Origin of the sequence: Sphingomonas sp. NPDC092440 (assembly GCF_044754985.1) — a bacterium.
GTDB lineage: Bacteria > Pseudomonadota > Alphaproteobacteria > Sphingomonadales > Sphingomonadaceae > Sphingomonas.
Window position 1 is genome coordinate 1 of record NZ_JBIVQA010000020.1, and the last position, 21,225, is coordinate 21,225.

12 protein-coding genes are annotated in these 21,225 nt (G+C 67.8%); 6 read left to right on the top strand and 6 right to left on the bottom strand.

All coding sequences use genetic code 11. From position 1 onward, the window contains the following. Positions 1-489: 489 nt before the first annotated feature. Positions 490-1,797, top strand: a complete 1,308-nt coding sequence (locus tag ACIQCS_RS22275) for a hemolysin family protein (protein WP_086128374.1) — start codon at positions 490-492, stop codon at positions 1,795-1,797. Positions 1,798-2,166: 369 nt separating this feature from the next. Here the strand turns inward: ACIQCS_RS22275 and ACIQCS_RS22280 are convergent, their stop codons facing one another. After that, on the bottom strand, positions 2,167-2,967 hold the full coding sequence (locus tag ACIQCS_RS22280; protein ID WP_345848998.1) for a hypothetical protein: 801 nt from the start codon (positions 2,965-2,967) through the stop codon (positions 2,167-2,169). A gap of 252 nt (positions 2,968-3,219) precedes the next feature. Further along, positions 3,220-4,482, bottom strand: coding sequence for a phosphoribosylamine--glycine ligase (gene purD, locus ACIQCS_RS22285; protein ID WP_345848996.1), 1,263 nt, complete (start codon positions 4,480-4,482; stop codon positions 3,220-3,222). Between purD and xseA the strand changes: the two genes are divergently transcribed. The 4 genes from xseA to ACIQCS_RS22305 all read left to right on the top strand — a co-directional run bounded on the left by xseA (position 4,481) and on the right by ACIQCS_RS22305 (position 10,429). Beyond that, entirely contained in the window at positions 4,481-5,857 is a 1,377-nt protein-coding gene (xseA, locus tag ACIQCS_RS22290) for an exodeoxyribonuclease VII large subunit (protein ID WP_345848995.1), read from the top strand. The genes purD and xseA overlap by 2 nt on opposite strands. A 58-nt stretch (positions 5,858-5,915) precedes the next feature. After that, complete coding sequence (locus ACIQCS_RS22295; protein WP_086127404.1) at positions 5,916-6,116, top strand: DUF2093 domain-containing protein; 201 nt, start codon at positions 5,916-5,918, stop codon at positions 6,114-6,116. Continuing rightward, a complete protein-coding gene (locus ACIQCS_RS22300; protein ID WP_345848991.1) occupies positions 6,116-7,018 on the top strand; it encodes a M23 family metallopeptidase in 903 nt (300 codons plus the stop codon). Before ACIQCS_RS22295 ends, ACIQCS_RS22300 begins: the two co-directional genes overlap by 1 nt. 267 nt (positions 7,019-7,285) lie before the next feature. Then, complete coding sequence (locus ACIQCS_RS22305) at positions 7,286-10,429, top strand: TonB-dependent receptor plug domain-containing protein (protein ID WP_401531840.1); 3,144 nt, start codon at positions 7,286-7,288, stop codon at positions 10,427-10,429. Between the two features lie 106 nt (positions 10,430-10,535). On the opposite strand, the gene clpB is transcribed toward ACIQCS_RS22305, so the two are convergent. The 4 genes from clpB to ACIQCS_RS22325 form a co-directional block, all read right to left on the bottom strand. After that, positions 10,536-13,115: an ATP-dependent chaperone ClpB gene (gene clpB, locus ACIQCS_RS22310; RefSeq protein ID WP_345848988.1), complete on the bottom strand. Its 2,580-nt coding sequence runs from the start codon at positions 13,113-13,115 to the stop codon at positions 10,536-10,538. Positions 13,116-13,193: 78 nt separating this feature from the next. Then, a complete protein-coding gene (locus ACIQCS_RS22315; protein ID WP_345848986.1) occupies positions 13,194-15,107 on the bottom strand; it encodes a DUF4157 domain-containing protein in 1,914 nt (637 codons plus the stop codon). 35 nt (positions 15,108-15,142) lie between these two features. Beyond that, a complete protein-coding gene (locus ACIQCS_RS22320; protein ID WP_401531842.1) occupies positions 15,143-16,630 on the bottom strand; it encodes a DUF4157 domain-containing protein in 1,488 nt (495 codons plus the stop codon). 53 nt (positions 16,631-16,683) lie between these two features. After that, a complete protein-coding gene (locus ACIQCS_RS22325; protein ID WP_345848983.1) occupies positions 16,684-18,501 on the bottom strand; it encodes a DUF4157 domain-containing protein in 1,818 nt (605 codons plus the stop codon). 238 nt (positions 18,502-18,739) lie between these two features. Between ACIQCS_RS22325 and ACIQCS_RS22330 the strand changes: the two genes are divergently transcribed. Then, positions 18,740-21,085: a TonB-dependent receptor domain-containing protein gene (locus ACIQCS_RS22330; protein ID WP_345848981.1), complete on the top strand. Its 2,346-nt coding sequence runs from the start codon at positions 18,740-18,742 to the stop codon at positions 21,083-21,085. Positions 21,086-21,225 lie beyond the last annotated feature (140 nt).

A 21,225-nucleotide genomic window follows, 5' to 3' on the forward strand; every position in this document is an offset into this window, starting at 1 on the left:
GATGACGTGACATCCATCCCCTCCGCCAAACTCATCTACCACACATATTACGACAATAACTCAAACAGATATATAGGTTCTCAACCTAGGGTGAGGACTCATATTCTTCCTTCGTCATCCCGGCCTTGAGCCGGGGTCCCGCTGCCTTGCTGACGGAAGAAGAAGCGGGATCCCGGCGCAAGGCCGGGATGACGAAGGAAGAATATGAGTCCTCAACCTGGGGTCAGAACCCGATCAGGGCGTCGATTTATTTCGTCGTCCCCGTCCAGGCGGGGATCCAGGGCCAGGCGCGGGCTGCGAGCAGTCGAGTCCCGTGCGCTCCGGGGCGCTCGCGTAACGGCATCATTGTCCTGCGCTACCCCGGATCCCCGCCTGCGCGGGAAGGATGAGGTTTGCCGATTGAGTCGTGACCCCAGCCTTGCATTTCATTGCGCGGATGCAACGCCGGTTGCCGCATGGCACCATCTGCGGATATGAAGGCGCCACACCATGTTGGCGCCTTTCCCCTGGATAGACGTAGCGATCATCTTCGCGCTGATCGTTCTGAACGGCCTTTTCTCGATGTCCGAACTCGCGATCGTATCGTCGCGCACGGCGCGGCTGGAGGCGATGGCGCGCGCCGGGCGCAGCGGGACGGGCGCGCGCACCGCGATCCAGCTCGCCGCCGATCCGGGCAAGTTCCTCTCCACCGTGCAGATCGGCATCACCCTGATCGGCATCGTCGCCGGTGCCTATTCGGGCGCGAGCCTGGGCGAGCCGACGGCGCAGCGGATCGAACTGCTCGGGGTGGGCGACGAGCTTGCCCATACGCTCGGCATCGCGATCGTGATCGGCCTCACCACCTTCGCGTCGCTGGTCGCGGGCGAGCTGGTGCCCAAGCAGTTCGCGCTGCGCTCGCCCGAGCCGATCGCGGTGCTGGTCGCGGTGCCGCTGCTGTGGACCAGCCGCGCGACCGCGCCGCTGGTGTGGCTGCTCGATTCGACCACCCGGCTCATCTTCCGCCTGATCGGCCTCAGCCGCGAATCGGAGAATCGCGTCACTGCCGAGGAACTGCACCTGCTCGTCGCCGAGGCGAGCAAGTCGGGCGTGATCGAGGAGCATGAGCGCTCGATCATCTCCAGCGTGGTCCGCCTCGCCGATCGGCCGGTGCGCGAAGTGATGACGCCGCGCACCGAGGTCGACTGGGTGGACGTCAATCTGGACGCCGACGGCATCCGCGAGGCGCTGCTGCTCACCCCGCACACCCGCCTGCCGGTGGCCGAGGGATCGGTGGACACGGTGATCGGCGTGGTCCAGGCGCGCGACATCGCCGCCGCGCTGTTCCGAGGCGAGGCGCTCGACCTGCGCAAGCTGATGCGCGAGGCGCCGATTCTGCCCGACACCGTCGATGCGATGGACGCGCTCGGTGCGCTGCGGCGCGCGGAAGTGCCGATGGGGCTGGTGCATGACGAATATGGCCATTTCGAAGGCATCGTCACCCCCGCCAACCTGCTGGCCGCGATCGCGGGCGAGCTCGCCTCGGACGTGGAGCCGGGCGACAATCCCAATATCGTGACGCGCGAGGATGGCTCGCTGCTCGTCTCGGGCCAGATGGCGGCGGACCTGCTCGCCGAGCGGCTCGGCCTCGATCTCGACGAGGACCGCGACTATGCCACCGTCGCCGGGCTGGCGCTGGCAGTGTTCAAGCGGCTGCCCAACGAAGGCGATTATTTCGTCGAGCAGGGCTGGCGCTTCGAGATCGTCGATATGGACGGGCGCAAGATCGACAAGCTGCTGGTCCAGCGCGCGGCGGGGTGAACGCGGCGCCCGTCGTGGCGCGCAGGGAGTCCCTGGAAGGGCTCATGTTACTTCAACCGTCATCCCGGCGCGGGCGGGGATCCAGGATAATGTGGGACAATCGATGCAATCGCGCGCCGCGTTGCCGGAGACGGCAGAGCGAGCCTCGCGACCATCGCCCGTGGCGCCGGATCCCTGCCTTCGCGGGATGACGGGCGTAGTTTCAAGGACTTGCTTGGGTTCTCACCCTGGGTTGTGGACTCATATTCTTCCTTCGTCACCCCGGCCTTGCGCCGGGGGCCCGCTGCCTTGCTGACGGAAGAAGCAGCGGGATCCCGGCGCAAGGCCGGGACGACGGTAGAAAATCAGATACTTGTCTGGGCTCTCAACCTAGAGCTTCCCGAAAACCCCCTCGAAGCCGGCAATGTCTTCCTTTGCCAGGAAGCTTGCCTGCTCGATCCAGCGATCGCGATGGATGCGGCCCTGGAAGTCGCCCAGCCTGGCGTCGAGCGCGTCGGCCTGCTCGGGCGTGAGCGCGGCGAGCTGGGCGAAGCTGGTGATGCCGACGCTGCCCAGCCGCTCGGCCAGGCGCGGGCCGACGCCCTTCATCCGGGTGAGATCGTCCGCCGCCGGTGTTCCGGGCGCCGGTTCCGGCGCGGCGGGCTCGCTCGGCGCGGGAGCCGGCGCGTGCGCGGGTTCGGCGATGTCCGAGGCGAGCGAAGCGGGCGTGGCGTCGAGCGGCGCGGCTGCGGCGATGGGCTCGTCGGCAAGAGGCGCAGGGGCAAGAGGCTCGGGGGCAGGAGGTGCGGGCGCTTCTTCCGCCGGCGGTGCGGCAATCCCGGCGGCCGGCTCGGCTGCCGGTTCCGGGGCGGGCGTTTCCTCGACGACGGGCGGGAGCGGCGCCGGCACGACCTCGGCGGCAGGCTCGGGCGGCGGCGCCAGCGGCGGCTCGGCGAGCGGCGGGGGCGGCGGCGGCGCGACGGGCGGAGTGATCGGCCGGGCCTGCGCGGCGTCCTCGCGATACTCCTCGTTATATTCCTCGATCTCCGCGCGCGCATTGCGGCGGCGGCTGGCGAGGCGGGCGCCCCACCACAGGACGAGGAGCGCGAAGACGATGCCGATGGCGATCGCCGCGAACGGGAGCGTCAGCCAAAGCGGTGCTCCCTGGAAGAGCGGTTCCGTGCTGTTCATCTGCGCCTGTCCCGTGCTTGCGAAATTGCGATTCCCGGCAACTGCATACCGTGGTGCGGCGCAGCGCGACAAGCTGATCGCGCATGTCGCCCGCCGAGTGTCCCGAAACGGCAAGCCTTGCCGGCAGGTCCGCCGCCGTTCCGCCGCCGCGGAAGAGCGGCGCCCGGGTCAGGAATCCAGGCGAGCCATTGAGATTGCTTCCGTCATCCCCGCGCAGGCGGGGATGATGCCGGAGACTATCGGGTCCCCAACCTAGCCCTCGCGTGCGACTTCGCGCCAGCCGATGTCGCGGCGGCTGAAGCCGGTGGGGAAGTCGATCGCGTCCACCGCGGCATAGGCCGCGGCCTGCGCCGCCTTCGCCGTCTCGCCCAGCGCGGTGACGTTGAGCACGCGGCCGCCGCTGGCGACGAGCGTGTCGCCGTCCATCCGGGTGCCGGCCTGGAAGACCTTGGCGCCCGTCGCCTCCGCCCGGTCGATCCCCGCGATCGCGCCGCCGGTCTCGGGCGTGCCGGGATAGCCGCTGGCCGCCATCACCACGGTGAGCGCGGTCCTGGCCGCGAAGGTGGGCGCGGGCTGGCCGGCCAGCTCGCCCTTCGCCACTGCCAGCATCAGCTGGAGCAGGTCGCCGGTGAAGCGCATCATCAGCACCTGGCATTCGGGATCGCCGAAGCGGGCATTATATTCGATCAGCTTGGGGCCGGTGGGCGTCAGCATCAGCCCGGCATAGAGCACGCCCGAATAGGGCGCCCCCATCCGGGCCAGCGCGGCGATCGTCGGGCGGACGATCTCGTCGATCGCCCGGGTCTCCAGCGCGGGCGTGAGCACCGGGGCGGGGCTATAGGCGCCCATGCCGCCGGTGTTCGGGCCGGTATCGCCGTCGCCCACGCGCTTGTGATCCTGGGCCGAGCCGAAGGAGACGAGCGTCTCGCCGTCGGTGAGCACGAACAGGCTGGCTTCCTCGCCCTCCAGGAATTCCTCGATCACGACGCTGGCGCCCGGCTCGGCGAAGATCGCCCGCACCGCGCCCTCGGCCTCCTCATGGGTAAAGGCTACCGTCACGCCCTTGCCCGCGGCCAGGCCGTCGGCCTTGATCACCACCGGCAGGCCGAAATCCTCGAGGCTGGCCAGCGCGCCGTCGCGGCTCTCGCAGCGGACATAGCCGGCGGTCGGGATCCGTTCGCGCGCGCACAGGTCCTTGGTGAAGCCCTTGGAGCCCTCGAGCTGGGCCGGCACCTTGTTCGGCCCGAACACGGCCAGCCCCATGGTGCGCAGATTGTCGGCCAGGCCGGCGACCAGCGGCGCCTCGGGACCGATCACCACGAAGCCGATCGAGTGGCGCAGGCAGAAGTCGATCACGGCGCGGTGGTCGTTCACCGCGATGTCCACGATTTCGGCGTGCTCGGCTATTCCCGGATTGCCCGGCGCGGCGTAGAGCCGCTCGAGCAGCGGCGATTGCGCGAGCTTCCAGGCGAGCGCATGTTCGCGGCCACCGGACCCCAACAACAGGACATTCATGGCCGACCCCTTTCCCGATACGCCTGGGCGGCTCGTAGCCGAGCCGGTGCCGGGCGACAACGCGCCTGCGCTTTCGGTGAGCGAATTATCTTTGGCATTGAAGCGGATGGTCGAGGGCGAGTTCGGCCATGTCCGGTTGCGCGGCGAGATTTCGGGGTGGAAGCGGGCGGCGTCGGGCCATGCCTATCTGGCGCTCAAGGACGCGGATGCGGTGATCGACGGCGTGATCTGGCGCGGCGCCGCCAGCGCGATCCCGTTCCAGCCGCAGGACGGGATCGAAGTGATCGTCACCGGCAAGCTCACCACCTATCCGGGGCGCAGCAAGTACCAGATCGTCATCGACCGGATGGAGCTGGCCGGCGAGGGCGCGCTGATGGCGCTGTTCGAGAAGCTGAAGGCCCGGCTGGCCGGCGAAGGGCTGTTCGACCGCGAGCGCAAGCAGCCGCTGCCCTATATGCCGAAGGTGATCGGCGTGGTGACCTCGCCCACCGGCGCGGTGATCCGCGACATTCTCCACCGGCTGGCGGATCGCTTCCCCAGCCATGTGCTGGTCTGGCCGGTGAAGGTGCAGGGCGACGGCGCCGCCCAGGAAGTGGCGAACGCGATCCGGGGCTTCGATGCGCTGGCGGCAGGCGGCGCGGTGCCGCGGCCCGACCTGCTGATCGTCGCGCGCGGTGGCGGCTCGATCGAGGATCTGTGGGCGTTCAACGAGGAAGTGGTGGTGCGCGCCGTCGCCGCCTGCCGCATCCCGGTGATCTCGGCGGTGGGGCACGAGACCGACACCAGCCTGTGCGACTATGCCGCCGACCTGCGCGCGCCGACGCCGACCGCGGCGGCGGAGATCGCGGTGCCGGTGCTGGCCGATGTGCGCCACACGCTGGCGACGCTGGCGCACCGCACCGAACGCTGCGTGCGCCGCTATCACGAGCGCGCCGGCGAGCGGCTGGCCGCCCTGGTGCGCGTGCTGCCGCGCCGCGACGCCCTGCTCGGGCCGCAGCGGCAGAAGATGGACGATCTGGGCGGCCGGCTCGACCGGGCGCTGGAGCGCCGGGTCACGCTGGCGCGCGGCCAGCTCGATCGTTCGGCGGGCGCGCTCCGACCCGCGATGCTCGACCAGCGGCTCGCCGCGGCGAAGCAGCGGCTGGCGGGCATCGGCCGGCATCTCGAGCTGGTGCATCCCAATCGCCCGCTCGAGAAAGGCTATGCCTGGGTGGAGGCGCGGGGCACCCGCAAGGTGATCGGCACGGCCGAGGGCGCGCGCGCGGCGGGCGCCGTGACGCTCCATTTCATCGACGGTGCCGTCGATGCGCGGGTTGAGCGGCCGGGCGGCAAATCCTATGATGCGGCCAGGCCCGAACAGCCCAGCCTGTTGTAAGCCGGGCCGTCGTGAAGATGCCGGTCCCGAGATTGCCAGTTACGAGGATGCCGCGCTTATGCTGATGTCGAACCCCGTCGCCCGCGCGGCACGCCTTCACTTCATGGCGAACGGCTTTCGCGTGCTGACGCCCGGCGACCATGTCGTCTGCGCGGTCAGCGGCGAGAAGGTGCCGCTCGATCGGCTGCGCTATTGGAGCGTCGCCGCCCAGGAGCCCTATGCCTCCGCGGCGCTGGCGATGCAGGCGATGCGCGGCTGATGGGACTCGCTGCCCGGCTGCCCGCCGCGATCCTCGGCTTCACGCTGCTGGGTAGCGCCCAGCTCCCCGCCGCGCCCGGCGCCGTGGTTTCCGCGGCGGCCGTGGCGGCAATACCGCCGGCGCCCGATGTCGCGGGTCCCTTCACCTTTCAGGGGCAGCTGGTCCAGGGCGGCGCCGTGATCGGCACCGCGCCCAAGGGCACCAGCCTGTTGACGCTCGACGGCGAATCGGTGCCGGTCACGCCCGACCGCCGCTTCCTGATCGCCTTCGATCGCGATCACGGCCCCGCCGCCACTCTGGTGGCGACGCTGGGCGACGGCACCCAGCAGCGCCAGGTGCTGGCGATCGCGCCGCGCGCCTGGGACATTTCGCGGCTCGATACCCTGCCCAAATATCCGGTGCCGCGCCCCGAGTTCGATCGGGTGCGCCCCGGCGAGCTCGCCCAGATCAATGCCGCGCGCAAGCTGCAGACCGATTCGACGGGCTGGCGCCAGATGCCGTTCTTCTGGCCGGTGGTCGGGCGCATCTCCACGCTGTTCGGATCGCAGCGCTTCTATCGTGGCGAGCCCGGATCCTATCATTCGGGGATCGACGTCGCCCGGCCAACCGGCACGGTGGTGCTGGCGCCCGCCGACGGCGTGGTGATCCTCGCCGCCGCCAGGCCCTTCACGCTGGAGGGCAATCTGCTGATGATCGATCATGGCGCGGGGCTGAACAGTGCCTTCATGCACCTCTCGCGCATCGACGTGAAACTGGGCGAGCATGTGCGGCGCGGCCAGCCGATCGGCGCAGTGGGAATGACGGGGCGCGCCAATGGGCCGCATCTTCACTGGAGTCTCAAGTGGCGCGACGCGCGGATCGATCCGCTGCTCGTTGCGGGGCCGATGCCTGTTACCGATTGAGGCGCGAATGTGTCGCGCTGCAACACAAAAAAACACGAATCACAGGCGCTGCGCAATATTACAAGCAACCTTGTGGCATTTTAGCTACAGTCCCGTTGAAAGCGCGCGCGCAGGGCCATGCGCGGTTTACAGTCGCGGGGCGGCGATCCACGATCCCGCCAAGCTCTGCCATCCCGATACGTGAGTTGCACACGAATGGATGGCGGAGCGGGGAGACAAACCCGGCTGTAAGCATCCGCGAAACGGCCGGATACAAGAGGGATCAACATGAAGAACACGCAGATCACCCTGCGCGGGAGCACTGCGCTGTCCGCGCTCGTGCTCGCGGGTGCGCTCATCGCCACGCCGGCGATGGCGCAGGACTCGAGCAGCTCCACCACGACCACCAAGAGCACGAATGCCCAGGACGACCAGAGCGGCGGCGAGATCGTCGTCACCGGCTCGATCCTTCGGCGCACCGACACCGAGACTCCGTCGCCGGTGACCGTGCTGACGGCGGACACGCTGGAGCAGCGCGGCGTCAACACCGTCGCCGAGGCGCTGCAGCGCCTGTCGGCCAACGGTTCGGGCACCATCTCGGAAGGCTGGAACAACGGCAACAACTTCGCGGCCGGCGCCAACGCGGCCTCGCTCCGCGGCCTGACCGTGCAGAAGACGCTGACGATCTTCGACGGCCTGCGCATGGCGCCCTATCCGCTCGCGGACGACGGCCACCGCAACTTCGTCGACATGAGCACCATTCCCGACGCGATCGTCGACCGGATCGAAGTCCTGAAGGACGGCGCTTCGTCGACCTACGGCGCCGACGCGGTCGCGGGCGTGATCAACGTGATCACCAAGAAGCAGGTCAAGGGCATTCACCTGAACGCCTCGGCCGGCGTTTCGGAACATGGTGACGGCGGCGAGCAGCGCCTCGACCTGACCATGGGCTATGGCGACCTGCAGGAGCAGGGCTTCAACGTCTACATCAACGGCTTCTATCGCAAGAACGACGTCATCTGGGCCCGTGATCGCGAATATCCGTTCAACTCGGGCGATCTCAGCGGCATCTGCGAACCCGGCGCTCCGGCAAGCGGCCTCACCACCCAGTGCATGGCGAGCAGCACCCGCTGGGCGCAGTTCCTCGTCAACCGCAGCGGCTCGCTCGGCGGCACCACCATTCCGCTGAACCCGCTCGTGGCGCGCACCAATGGCCTGACCAACACCCGCGCGACCGAATACCAGCTGCTGAACACCGATTGCGGTGCCTTTGGCGGTACGCCGATCACGCTGCCGAACAGCGCGCGCGGCTTCAACCAGGCCGGCACGCTCGCCAGCTGGGCCACCAACCAGTGCACCGCGGACTTCCGCAAGCTCTATGCGACCATCCGTCCCTCGACGGAGCGCTACGGCTTCTCGACCCGCGCGACCTTCAAGGTCGGTGACAATGCCGAGGCGTACATCGCCGGCAACTACACGCATGTGAACACCTACTCGCAGCTCACGCCGCAGTCGTTCAACAACCAGACGGTTCCGTCGTCCGACCCGCTCGACCCGGTGGCCTTCTCGACCATCGTGCTGCCGAACTGGGTCTGCTCCGCCGGCGTCGGCACGATCAGCCGCACCAACGGTACCAACACCAACACCGGCTGCACCGCGGCGAACGGCATCCTCAACCCGAACAATCCGTTCGCGAGCGCCACGACGCCGAACAACGCGCTGCTGCGCGGCAAGTACGACCGTCCGCAGACCGTCGAGACCAATGCGCGCTCCCTGCGTGGCGCAGCGGGCATCGCCGGCAGCTTCGGCGAGAACAACGACTGGAACTACAACGTCGAGTTCACTGCTTCGCAGGTCGAGCTGCAGCGTGTCAGCCAGGGCTATCTCATCCCGCAGCGTCTGGCCGACGTGATCGCGACCGGTGCCTACAACTTCGTGCAGCCCTGGCTGAACACGCAGGCCGTTCGCGACTATATCTCGCCGACCAGCCTCAAGACCTCGACCTCGGATCTGTGGCAGGCATCGGCGACCCTGGGTCACGCGCTGTTCCAGCTCCCGGGTGGTCCGTTCCAGGCCGCCGTCGGCGTGTCGTATCGCCACGAGGCGATCAACGATCCGTCGGGCAACGCCGCGAACCCGGCGCACCCCTATGACCGCTATTACGGCATCAACGCCGTCGGCAGCCGCAACGTGAAGTCGGCCTTCTACGAAGTCAGCGCCCCGATCATCGATCAGCTCGAGCTGAGCGCCTCGGGCCGTTACGACGACTATTCGTCGGGCCAGAACAACTTCTCGCCGAAGTTCGGCGCGAAGCTGAAGCCGATCAAGCAGATCCTGCTGCGCGGCACCTGGTCGAAGGGCTTCCGCATCCCGTCGTTCAACGAGGCTTACGGCCTGCCGACGACCGGCTACACCACGCTGTCGATCGCCTGCGGCACCGATGCCAATCCGGGTCCGTACGCGGCGTTCTGCCGTTCGCACTCGCCGGACAACACGCTCGCGAACGCGAACACCTATGCCACCGGTCAGTACAGCCTCGGCCGTACTTCGTTCGGCAACGTCAATCTGGCGCCGGAGAAGTCGACCAGCTGGACCCTGGGCGCGGTGTTCGAGCCGATCCGCAACGTCAGCTTCACCCTCGATTACTTCAACATCAAGGTGAAGGACGTCATCTCGGGCCTGTCGGCCGGGGATCAGGCGGCCGTGCTCGATGCGTATCTGCGCAACGGCACGCTGACCGGCGTCGTTCCGAACGTGACTGTGGTCCCGGGCGTGGTCGACGCGCAGTTCCCGAACGCGCGTGCGCTGCCCGCCTTCGTCCAGTTCCCGTTCTCGAACTCGGATGAGGAAGCGGTCCAGGGCATCGACATCGGCTTCGACATCCGTCACGACTTCGGCGGCGTGAAGCTCTACAGCTCGTTCGACGCGTCGTACCTGATCAAGTATCAGGTCACCCGCAAGGACGGCTCGGTCGAGCGTTATGACGGCTCGCTCAGCCCGTGCGACTACAGCTCGTGCTCGGGCTCGCCCAAGTGGCGCGGCACCTGGCAGAACACGCTGTCGATCGGCGGCTTCTCGCTCACCGGCACCGTCTACTACACCAAGGGCTACAGCCTCGGTTCGGTGGACTATGGCGGCAATCGCGGCACCAGCACCGCGGACTGCCGTGCCAATATCGGCCACTCGGTCGTCACCTATCAGGACGGCAACCCCGTGCTCTGCAAGGTCGGCGCGCAGTGGAACGCCGATCTCAGCGCCAGCTATCGGATCAATGACAACTTCATGATCTATGCGAATGCGCTGAACTTCCTGAACATCAAGGCGAACTTCGATCCGTCGGCCGCGTACTCGATCATGCAGTACAACCCGGCCTGGTCGCAGGCGAACGTCGTGGGCCGTTACTTCCGTCTCGGCACCAAGATCGACTTCTAAACCGGAAGACGATCCTAGAAATCGGGGCGGTCTCGCGAGAGACCGCCCCTTTTTTTGTTCCGGGGAATAAGGAGAAGGCGGCGCGCGCGGGGCGCCGCCGTCGAAATCAGCCGACCGCGAGCGCGAGCGCCCCGTCGCCTTCGTCGATCCGGACGGTCGATCCGTCCTTCACGTCGCCGCGCAGGATCATGTCGGCGAGCGGGTCCTGCAGATAGCGCTGCACCGCCCGCTTCAGCGGCCGCGCGCCATAGACGGGATCATAGCCCACCCGGCCGAGCCAGGCGCGGGCGGCATCCGTCAGATCGAGCTGGATCTTGCGATCCTTGAGCAGCTTCGCGACGCGGCCGACCTGGATGTCGACGATCGGCGCCATGTGCTCCGCGCCCAGCCGGTGGAACAGGATGATCTCGTCCAGCCGGTTGAGGAACTCGGGGCGGAAATGCGCGCGGACGACTTCCATCACCTGCGGCTCGACACTCTCGACCGGCTGGCCCTCGCCCAGATTGGTGAGGAACTGGCTGCCCAGGTTCGACGTGAGGATCACGATCGTGTTCGAGAAGTCGACGGTGCGGCCCTGGCCGTCGGTCAGCCGCCCGTCGTCGAGCACCTGGAGCAGCACGTTGAACACGTCGCCATGCGCCTTCTCGACCTCGTCGAACAGCACGACCTGATAGGGGCGCCGCCGCACCGCCTCGGTCAGCACGCCGCCTTCCTCATAGCCGACATAGCCGGGAGGGGCGCCGATCAGCCGCGCGACCGCGTGCTTCTCCATGAACTCGCTCATGTCGATGCGCACCATCGCGTTCGGGTCGTCGAACAGGAACTCGGCGAGCGCCTTGGTCAGCTCGGTCTTGCCGACGCCCGTCGGGCCCAGGAACAGGAAGCTGCCCAGCGGCCGGTTCGGATCCTGGAGCCCCGCGCGCGAGCGGCGCACCGCGGTCGCCACGGCCTTCACCGCATCGGCCTGGCCGATCACCCGCCTGCCGAGCATCTCCTCCATGGCGAGGAGCTTCTCGCGCTCGCCCTCCAGCATCTTGTCGACCGGGATGCCCGTCCAGCGCGCGACCACCGCGGCGATGTCCTCGCTGGTCACTTCCTCGCGCAGCATCGCGCCCTTGCTTGCGCCCTGCGCTTCCTCGAGCCGCTTGGTGAGCGACGGGATGGTGCCATAGCTGAGCTCGCTCATCCGGGCGAGGTCGCCGGCGCGCTGGGCCTGCTCCAGTTCGATCTTGGCGCCTTCGAGCTGCTCCTTGAGCTTCGATTCGCCCGCGATCTTGTCCTTCTCGGCCTGCCAGCGCGACGTCAGCCCGGCCGATTGCTGCTCGAGATTGGCCAGCTCCGCCTCGAGATTGTCCAGCCGGTCGCGCGAAGCCGAGTCAGTCTCCTTCTTCAGCGCCTCGCGCTCGATCTTGAGCTGGATGATCCGGCGATCGAGAGTCTCGATCTCCTCGGGCTTGGACTCGACTTCCATGCGGATGCGGCTGGCGGCCTCGTCCATCAGGTCGATCGCCTTGTCGGGCAGGAAGCGGTCGGTGATGTAGCGGTTGGAGAGCGTCGCGGCGCTCACGATCGCGGCATCGGTGATGCGCACGCCGTGGTGCAGCTCGTATTTCTCCTTGAGGCCGCGCAGGATCGAGATCGTGTCCTCGACCGTCGGCTCGCCGACGAACACCGGCTGGAAGCGCCGCTGCAGCGCGGGATCCTTCTCGACATATTTGCGATATTCGTCGAGCGTGGTGGCGCCGATGCAATGCAGCTCGCCGCGGGCGAGCGCGGGCTTGAGCAGGTTGCCCGCGTCCATCGCGCCCTCGGTCTTCCCGGCGCCGATCAGCTGGTGCATCTCGTCGATGAACAGGATGATGTCGCCTTCGCCGGCCTTCACTTCGTCGAGCACGCCCTTGAGCCGCTCCTCGAACTCGCCGCGATATTTCGCGCCCGCGATCAGGCTGCCCATGTCGAGCGACATGAGCGTGCGGTTCTTGAGATTGTCGGGCACGTCGCCATTGGCGATGCGCAGCGCCAGCCCTTCCGCGATCGCGGTCTTGCCGACGCCCGGTTCGCCGATCAGCACCGGATTGTTCTTGGTGCGCCGGGCGAGGATCTGGATCGTGCGGCGAATCTCCTCGTCGCGGCCGATCACCGGGTCGAGCTTGCCGTCCCTTGCCGCCTGGGTGAGGTCGCGGGCGAACTTCTTGAGCGCGTCATAGCGGTCCTCGGCGCCCGCGGTGTCGGCGGTGCGGCCGCCGCGCAGCTGGTTGATCGCGGCGTTGAGCGCCTCGGGCTTCACGCCCGCGGCCTGGAGCGCCTTGCCCGCCGCGGTGTTGAGGCTCAGCGCGAGCGCGACGAGCAGCCGCTCGACGGTGACGAAGCTGTCGCCGGCGCGCTGGGCGATCTGCTCGGCCTGGTCGAGCACGCGCACCGCGTCATTGTCGAGCCCCGGCGTCTGCTGCGCGCCGCCGCCGGAGACGGCGGGAATCTTCGCAAGGGCCAGGTCGGTCTCGCCGAGCGCGCGCTTCGGGTCGCCGCCCGCCGCCTGGATCAGGCCGCTCGCCATGCCCTGCTCGTCCTCGAGCAGCGCCTTCAGGATATGTTCCGGAGCGATCCGCTGATGGTTCATCCGGATCGCGACAGTCTGCGCCGACTGGAGGAAGCCCTTGGCGCGGTCGGTGAATTTCTCGAGGTTCATGCTGGCCCCTTGTTTCGGTCAGCCCGGATGTAGTGTTGCCATTGTGCAACACAAGGGCTGGCGCGCCGGGTGCAGATGCTAGTCCGCCTCGCGCTCTTCGGTATTTGCCTGCGCGACATAGTCCCAGATTATGAGCCCGGCTTCGACCAGGTCGTCCGCATAGACTCTGCCGAGCGAACGGAGTTCGAAGATCGGCCGGGTCCGGTTGGGCTGGGTCCCCTTCGAATAGCCGAGCGCGGCGGTGCCGAGCCCGCCGAGCGCCAGCAGGCCGCCCGCGAGCCCGCCGGTGGCGATGCCTGCTGCCATGCCGACCACCCCCAGCGCGATCGCGGTATAGCCCCTGCCACTGATCGAATAGCTGCTGGCATCCAGCTTGGTCCCGTAGCCGCCGAGCGATTCCAGCTCGTCCGCGGCGTCCTGATTGCCGTGCCGGGCCTGATAGTCCGCCCCGGTGAGCCGATCCTCGTCATTGGCGAGCCCGGAGAACCAGTCGCGCCGGGAGAGGTGCCGTGAAAGGTGGCGGGTCCCTTCGTTCGGCTTGCTGAATGCAGCTTCCCGAAACACCGGCGCGCCATCGTCTTCTTCCCGTTCGCGAATCGCCGCGCGGGTGATCGCGAGCAGGACATTGGTCCAGGCAACGGGATTGCTCTGGATCGCCCGCAATTGATCGGGGGGCAATTGGCGGAGGATCGTGGTGAAGTTGCTGCGCGCCATCAACGGGCCGGCGGCGCTCTTCGGATAGAGGAGCCCGCCCTGGGCGGCCGCGATCGGCACGTTGACGATCATCCCGATCACCGCGCAGAGATTGTCGATATTGACATGCCCCGCCAGGTGCAGCGCCGTGCGGATCCGGGCCTTGTGCGCTTCCACCGCCTCCGAGATGGCGGGATCGGCCGTACCTCCTTCGGCGAGCGCGTCCCGCACGGTGACACTGGCATTCTCAGGCACCAGGTTGTTGATGCGCCTGAGCGCTTCGCCCGAGCGCATCCGGCGCAGGCCGTCCAGCGACAGCCCGACACTGGCCTGGACCTGCGCCACGCAGTTTGGCGCCGTCGGCCTGATGTCGATGCCGGGAGGTGCGCCCGCATAGCGGCGCGGATAGCCGTTCTGAACGGCGTTCCACTGTGCGGCGATCGCCGTCAGGATCTTCTGCGCCTCCTTGCGACCGGCGGGCGTGACGTCGTCGATCGGCTTGGTGCGGAATTCGAGGTCGAAGACGCTGCCCGGATCCCGCGGCGCCCGTTCCTCCTTGGCTTCGCCATCATCCTCCTCCGCATGATGGTCGGGGGGCAAGGGGGCCTCGTCGACCGAGGCGTCCCAGCCCGGCCCCGTCCACAGGACCTGGCCCTTGACGGGCGGAGCGTCGGTGGTCGAGGTGACGCGGATATCGCCGACCTCCACTTCATAACCGATCGCGCGCTGGACGACCGGCGGCCCGGCGACGCGCTGGACCGGGGCGAGCCCGCCCGGCGCCAGGCCGGATCCGAGCGGCCCCGGCCGCGCGGCCCGGGCGCCCATGGTATCGGCTTCGCGCTCCAGCCCGGCATCGTCGTTGATGGCGGTGCTGCCGAGCTGCATCGTCGGGCGCACGCGGCCCTGCTTCTGCTGGACGACGTGCCAGGCCTCGTGCGGCAGGTGGCGTTCCTGGCCGGGGCCCAGATGGATCTCGCTGCCCTGGGTATGGGCGAGCGCCTGGAGCTGGGCCGGCCGCGCCGAATTGCGGTGGACGCGCACATCGTCCAGGGCAATGCCCGACAGCGATTCCATGCCGCTCTTCAGCCGGTCGGGAAGGCCGGTGCGGTTGACCGTACGTGCCTGGCTGCTGGCGCGCGCGGCGGCGTAGCTGGCGATATTCTCGCGCGGCGCGGCGCGCAGCTGCGCAGCCGGGGCGGAATCGTGGCCGCGGAGCGGGTCGGGTGCCGCCGGCGCGCTGCGTGCGGCCGGGATCGCGGGGGCCGGGTTCGGGCGGCGTGCGGGAGCGGCCTGCCTCATCGCCTGCGCCTCGCTTCCGATGGCATGCGCATGGATCAGCCCATTCCGAACATCGCATAGATCTGCTTCGCGAGCGCGGCCAGCGGCTGCCAGCCGTCGGAAGTCAATGCCTCGATTTCGTCGGGCGCGATCAGCTGCCCGCGGATCAGCCGCACCGTCTTGTCCTTGCTGTGCACCGGATCCTCCTCCATCGCATCATGATATGCCTGGGTGATCGCGAAGCGCAGCAGCACCGGTTCGCGGGCCATCAGTTCCTCTTCCGGAAGATCCTTGGCGGCGAACTCCTCGGCGGTATGCTCGGTGCGCTGGCTGGCATACATCTTGATGTTGGTCGCGGACGTCGTGACCGCGACGACGCCGGTGGAATGCCGGAACGAATCCGTGGTGAGCTTCTCGTTCTTCATCACGGCGCTGGTTTCGCTCGCGCCGCCCTTGCCGCCCCCCTTGCTCGGATCGAGGCCGGTGGCGAAGATGCCCCGTTCCACGTCATTGGTATCGGGGGACATCATCAGGTTCCGCAATGTCGTGAGGTGATAGACATAGCGTCCGACATTGCGCCCCTGCTTGAGCGACGGATGCGTGTCGCCCGGTTTCAGCGCGCTGCTCGGCTTGCTGAAAGCGGTGCCGGTCGCCCCCTCGAAGGCATCCTGGTCGAGCTTCTCGTAATGGGCGGTGGAAACCTGGAAGCGGCCGCCCTTGAACGCATGCTTCACCGGTCCGAACACATAGGGCCGGTACGCCTTGGCGTTCATGCTGCTGCGATCCGGCGCGACGGGTGGACTCTCGTCGACCGAGCTGTCGGCTTCGATCGGCGAGAAGAGGCCGCTTTCCACCCATTGATCGAACGTCGCCAGGGTTCCTTGCCGCGGGATGACGTGCCGGTTCTGGGCGTTGGGATTCTCGACGATGAAATACATGTCCGGCCCGGTCTTGCTCAAATACCAGCGCAACCCGGCCAGCGGCTTGTCCCATTGATAATATTCTTCGTTCAAGCTGGTGTTGCGCCATACCGCCTGGAGCGGCGGATCAAGCGGCGCGCGTGCCTGGCGCGCGACCGCGCGCTGCGCCGGGGCTGCGGAGGAAAATGCCCGGGCGCCCATGGTGTCTGCTTCGCGCTCCAGCCCGGCATCGTCGTTGATGGCGGTGCCGCCGAGCTGCATCGTCGGGCGCACGCGGCCCTGCTTCTGCTGGACGACGTGCCAGGCCTCGTGGGGCAGGTGGCGTTCCTGGCCGGGGCCCAGATGGATCTCGCTACCCTGGGTATGGGCGAGCGCCTGGAGCTGGGCCGGCCGCGCCGAGTTGCGGTGGACGCGCACATCGTCCAGGGCAATGCCCGACAGCGATTCCATGCCGCTCTTCAGCCGGTCGGGAAGGCCGGTGCGGTTGCCGGCACGGGCAGCGCAATCGGCGCGCGACCGGGCGAACGCCGCCACCGTCCCTCCCGGATCGGCGGCGCGGAACTGGAGCACCGTCCCGGTCGCCCATGGCTGCGGCGCACTGGATTGCGGCGACAGCGGATTCATGCGCGCCGCCGGCACGGCCGGTGCCTTGCGCGGCGGAGCGGACTGCGCGTGCCTCATTGATAGAACACGCCCAATGGCATGGTATGCTGGAAATGGTCGCCGCCGGTATGGTAGATCGTCAGCGTCGGCGGGATGCCGATGATCGTCTCGTTGAGCGCGCCGCTGCCCACCGGATAGCGAACCAGTATCTGGTTGTTGATCCCCAGCACCTGCCGGATCACGCCGACCGTCTGCGGAGTGGCGACCATCATCTCGCCGACATTGTTGAGATTGAAGCGGATGTTGAGCAGCTCGATCAGCGTCGCGCTGCGCCCGTGCGCCGCCCAGCAGATCGCATTGATCAGGCAATTGTTCTGCCACAGCGCCGCGCGGCCTTGCAGCTCCTTCGTCGCCTTGCTGGTTTCGTCGCGCAGCGCCTTGCGCTGGTCCTTCGAGCCGCCCTTGCGCGCCGGCAGGAAGGTCGAACCCGTCTTGCTGCCGAAGATCGCGTGGAAGCTCGTCTCGCCGCGCGCGCGGGCGCGCAGCTGGCGGATGAAGTCCCGCTCGGTGCGGCGCGAGTTGAACTCGGTGCGCATCGGGTCGGAGAGCAGCGCGACCGACAGCAGCCCGCCGAGCGCGGCCTTCTGCCGGCTGGTCATGTCGCTGAACTTCATCGTCTCGTCGTCGTTCAGGAAGGCGAGGATGTCGCGCGCGCGATCCTTCTTGTCCTCCTCGTCCTCGTCGCTGTCCGAAAGCTCGTCGGCCCAGTCGTCATAGTCCTTGCCGACCTTCTTGTGCTTCTTGCCATAGTCCTTGGCGCGGTAGCCGACCATGCCCTGGGGCTGCTTGGTCGTCTCGGAAGGCGTGTCGAACGCCTCGCCGCCGCGCGACATGGTCTTGCTGCCGAACGGATAGTGGAGCCGCAGCGTCCGCGGGACGACCCGGTAGCTGTTGCGGATCATCATCAGCGCAGTGCGCACGCTGACATTGTTGGCGCGGGCGATCTCGCCGATGTCGAACTCGCCATCGCTGGTCGACACGCGCGCATTGCTGTAGGTGATCGAGCTCGACGTGCCGCCCATGTCCTCGTCGTCGCTCGATTCCTCAACATCCGAATCGCTGCCCGAATCCAGATCCGAATCGTCGGATTCCACCATGGCGCCGGCGCGCGCATGGATGTTGCGCTGGCCGCGCACCAGCCCGACGTCGAACAGGTACCAGCCGCCGCCGCGTATCTCCTCCAGCTCGCCTTCCTGGCGGACGCCGTCGACCGTCGTCACGTCGAACGATTCGCCGATATCGTCCTCGTCCACCTGGATGCATTGTGCCACGGCGGCCGATGGCGGCGCCGTCGCCGGAGCCATCGCCCCGCCGGATGATGGCTGCGCGCGCGTCGCACGCGCAGCCATCCTGTCGGCCTCGTTCTCGAGCGTGAGATCGTCGTTCACCGGCAGGTTGCCGGCCCGCGCCGTCGGGCCGACCCGGCCCTGTTTCTGCTGGACGATATGCCAGGCCTCGTGCGGCAGGTGGCGCTCCTTGCCCGGGGCCAGATGGATATCCGAGCCCTGGGCATAGGCGTGCGCCTTCAGCTGCGCGGGGCGCGACGAGTTGCGATGCACGCGAACGTCGTCGAGCGATATGCCCGAGAGCGTCTCGATCCCGTGCTTGAGCCCGTCGGGCAGGCCGGTGCGGTTGGGGCCGGCGGTGCGTGCCACGCCGGCGGCATGCGAGCGGGCATAATCGGCGACCGTCTCGGACGCTATGGCCATCTGCAGGACCGTGCCCGGCGCGCGCGGCTCGGCGCGCGGTGCGGCGGACGGCGCGCCGCGGAGCGGGCAGGATGGCTGGCCATGGGGCGATTGTCTGGGCCGGGTCTGCAGACGAGCATGCATCCGCTGCCTCCTCTGCGGACCGTCTCCCGGCCCACTATGGCGCACCCGGCCGCAAAGGGGAACGCCGATTTGCTTCGTTATGGGGCCGCTCGCCGCCGTCGCCGCTTGCCCCGAAGCTGTAACTTCAAGGTCGTGCAAATGACATCGCGGTTACGCGATGTTGCAACGCACAAATTCTAGCCCCCGGCTGCCGGGCACCGTGCCCGTGCCGAAAACAAACCCTGGGGGGAACCCGCTCATGCGCAAGCTTTCCATTCTGCTCGCCGGCACTTCGATGCTGCTTTCCGGTGCCGCCTTCGCGCAGGACGCGCCGGCCGCGCCGGTTCCCGCCGCCGACGACGGCGCGGACCAGAACCATATCGTGGTGATCGGCCGCGGCGAGACGCGCCAGGTCCAGCAGCTCTCGAGCAGCGACATCGCCGAGCTCGCCGCCGGCACCAGCCCCTTGAAGGCGATCGAGAAGCTGCCGAGCGTCAACTTCCAGTCCGCCGATCCCTTCGGTGCCTATGAATGGGCGACGCGCGTCTCGATCCGCAGCTTCAACCAGAACCAGCTCGGCTTCACGCTCGACGGCATACCGCTCGGCGACGCCAGCTATGGCAACGTCAACGGCCTCCATATCAGCCGCGCGATCACCAGCGAGAATGTCGGCGAGGTCCGGGTGTCGCAGGGCGCCGGCTCGCTCGGCACCCAGGCGACCAACAATCTCGGCGGCACGCTGGAATTCTTCTCGCGCGATCCGTCGGACCAGTTCGGCATCCGCGCCGAGGGCACTTATGGCAGCGCGAACACCAAGCGCATCTTCGGCCGGATCGAGAGCGGCGATATCGGCGGCGGCGTGAAGGCCTATGCCTCCTATGTCTATTCGGACATGGACAAGTGGAAGGGCTGGGGTTCGCAGCGCACCAACCAGGCGAACGGCAAGATCGTCGCCCCGGTGGCCGACGATGTCCGCCTGGTCGGCACGATCAGCTATTCCGATCGCCGCGAGAACGACTATCAGGACCTGTCGCTCGGCATGCTGAAGCGGCTGGGCTACAAATGGGACAATATCTCGAACGACTATGCGCTGGCGGTGCGCGTCGCCGATGTCGCCAACAATATCGACAATGTGAACAACACCACCGGCGCGCCCGTCCCCGACGGCCTTTCGGACATCACCGGCCTGGCGCCGAGCAATCCGGCGGCGGGCAAGGTCTTCCCCGCGCCGATCGGCAGTCTGGACGATGCCTATTTCGACGCCGCCGGCCTGCGTCGCGACTGGCTGGGCTCGCTCGGCGTCGAGGGCGAGAGCGGCGGCCTGCGCTTCGCGCTCAAGGGCTATTACCACAATAATCACGGCCAGGGCCTGTGGTTCACGCCCTATGTGCCGAGCCCGGGCGGCACCTCGCCCATCTCGATCCGCACCACCGAGTACGACATCAACCGCAAGGGCGTGTTCGGCCATACCGGCGGCAAGCTCGGCGAGCATAACGACGTGACGATCGGCTTCTGGTACGAGCGCAACGATTTCCAGCAGGCCCGCCGCTTCTACGCCCTGTCGAGCCGCACCGCGCCGTCGCGCCGCAGCCTCGATTTCCAGGCGAACCCGTTCGCGACCCAGTGGGACTATGACTATACGACGGACACCTTCCAATATTACGTCCAGGACAAGCTGACCTTCGGGGACCTGACGCTGAACCTGGGCTGGAAGGGCTTCAAGGTGAAGAACGCGGCCGATCCGAACGTGGCCGGCACGCTGGCGCGCGGCAGGATCGACGTGACCGACTGGTTCCAGCCGACCGCGGGCTTCAACTATCGCCTCGGCGCCGGGGCCGAGCTGTTCGGCGGTTTCACCCAGGTGACCCGCGCCTTCGTCGCCTCCGCCACCAGCGGCCCGTTCGCGACCACCCAGGCCGGCTTCAACGCGCTGCTCTCGGGCTCGACCAGGCTCAAGCCCGAGCAGTCGGACACCTGGGAACTGGGCGGCCGCCTGCGCTCGGGGCCGTTCACCGGCTCGCTCGCCGGCTATTACGTCAACTTCCGCAACCGCCTGCTCGGCGTCACCACCGGTGCCGGCATCGTCGGCAATCCGGTGACGCTGCAGAATGTCGGCGACGTCCGCGCCATCGGCTTCGAGGCGACGGGCGACCTTCGCCTGGGCAGCGGCTTCGGCGCGTTCGTCTCGTACAGCTATAATGACTCGACCTATCGCGACGATGTGCGCAACGCCGGCGGCACGCTGCTCGCGGCGACCAAGGGCAAGACCGTGGTCGATGCTCCCAAGCATCTGCTCAAGGGCGAGCTGACCTACGACCATGCCGGCTTCAATGCCCGGATCGGCGCCAATTATATGAGCCGGCGCTACTTCACCTATACCAACGACCAGTCGATCGCCGGCCGCGTGCTGGTCGATGCCATGCTCGGCTACAAGTTCGACCTGGGCGGCCATGGCCTGGAGATCCAGGCCAACGCGACCAACCTGCTCGACAAGAAATATGTCTCGACGATCGGCACGAACGGCTTCGGCAATTCGGGCGACAACCAGACGCTGATGGTCGGCGCGCCGCAGCAGTTCTTCGTGACGCTGAAGGCGGGGTTCTGAGTGTCTCTTCCCCACGGACAGCAGGGGAAGAAACGGGAGGGCCGGGGCGAAAGCTCCGGCCTTTCTCACCATGCGCGGGCGCCGGACTCGAGCGTGGGGATCCGCGGCTTGCTCGCGCAGGGCGTGCGGCGCGCGATCTC

Coding starts and splice junctions, on each gene's coding strand:
- ACIQCS_RS22275 (WP_086128374.1), top strand. CDS start 490: ATGTTGGCGCCTTTCCCCTGGATAGACGTAGCGATCATCTTCGCGCTG.
- ACIQCS_RS22280 (WP_345848998.1), bottom strand. CDS start 2,967: ATGAACAGCACGGAACCGCTCTTCCAGGGAGCACCGCTTTGGCTGACG.
- xseA (WP_345848995.1), top strand. CDS start 4,481: ATGGCCGACCCCTTTCCCGATACGCCTGGGCGGCTCGTAGCCGAGCCG.
- purD (WP_345848996.1), bottom strand. CDS start 4,482: ATGAATGTCCTGTTGTTGGGGTCCGGTGGCCGCGAACATGCGCTCGCC.
- ACIQCS_RS22295 (WP_086127404.1), top strand. CDS start 5,916: ATGCTGATGTCGAACCCCGTCGCCCGCGCGGCACGCCTTCACTTCATG.
- ACIQCS_RS22300 (WP_345848991.1), top strand. CDS start 6,116: ATGGGACTCGCTGCCCGGCTGCCCGCCGCGATCCTCGGCTTCACGCTG.
- ACIQCS_RS22305 (WP_401531840.1), top strand. CDS start 7,286: ATGAAGAACACGCAGATCACCCTGCGCGGGAGCACTGCGCTGTCCGCG.
- clpB (WP_345848988.1), bottom strand. CDS start 13,115: ATGAACCTCGAGAAATTCACCGACCGCGCCAAGGGCTTCCTCCAGTCG.
- ACIQCS_RS22315 (WP_345848986.1), bottom strand. CDS start 15,107: ATGAGGCAGGCCGCTCCCGCACGCCGCCCGAACCCGGCCCCCGCGATC.
- ACIQCS_RS22320 (WP_401531842.1), bottom strand. CDS start 16,630: ATGAATCCGCTGTCGCCGCAATCCAGTGCGCCGCAGCCATGGGCGACC.
- ACIQCS_RS22325 (WP_345848983.1), bottom strand. CDS start 18,501: ATGCATGCTCGTCTGCAGACCCGGCCCAGACAATCGCCCCATGGCCAG.
- ACIQCS_RS22330 (WP_345848981.1), top strand. CDS start 18,740: ATGCGCAAGCTTTCCATTCTGCTCGCCGGCACTTCGATGCTGCTTTCC.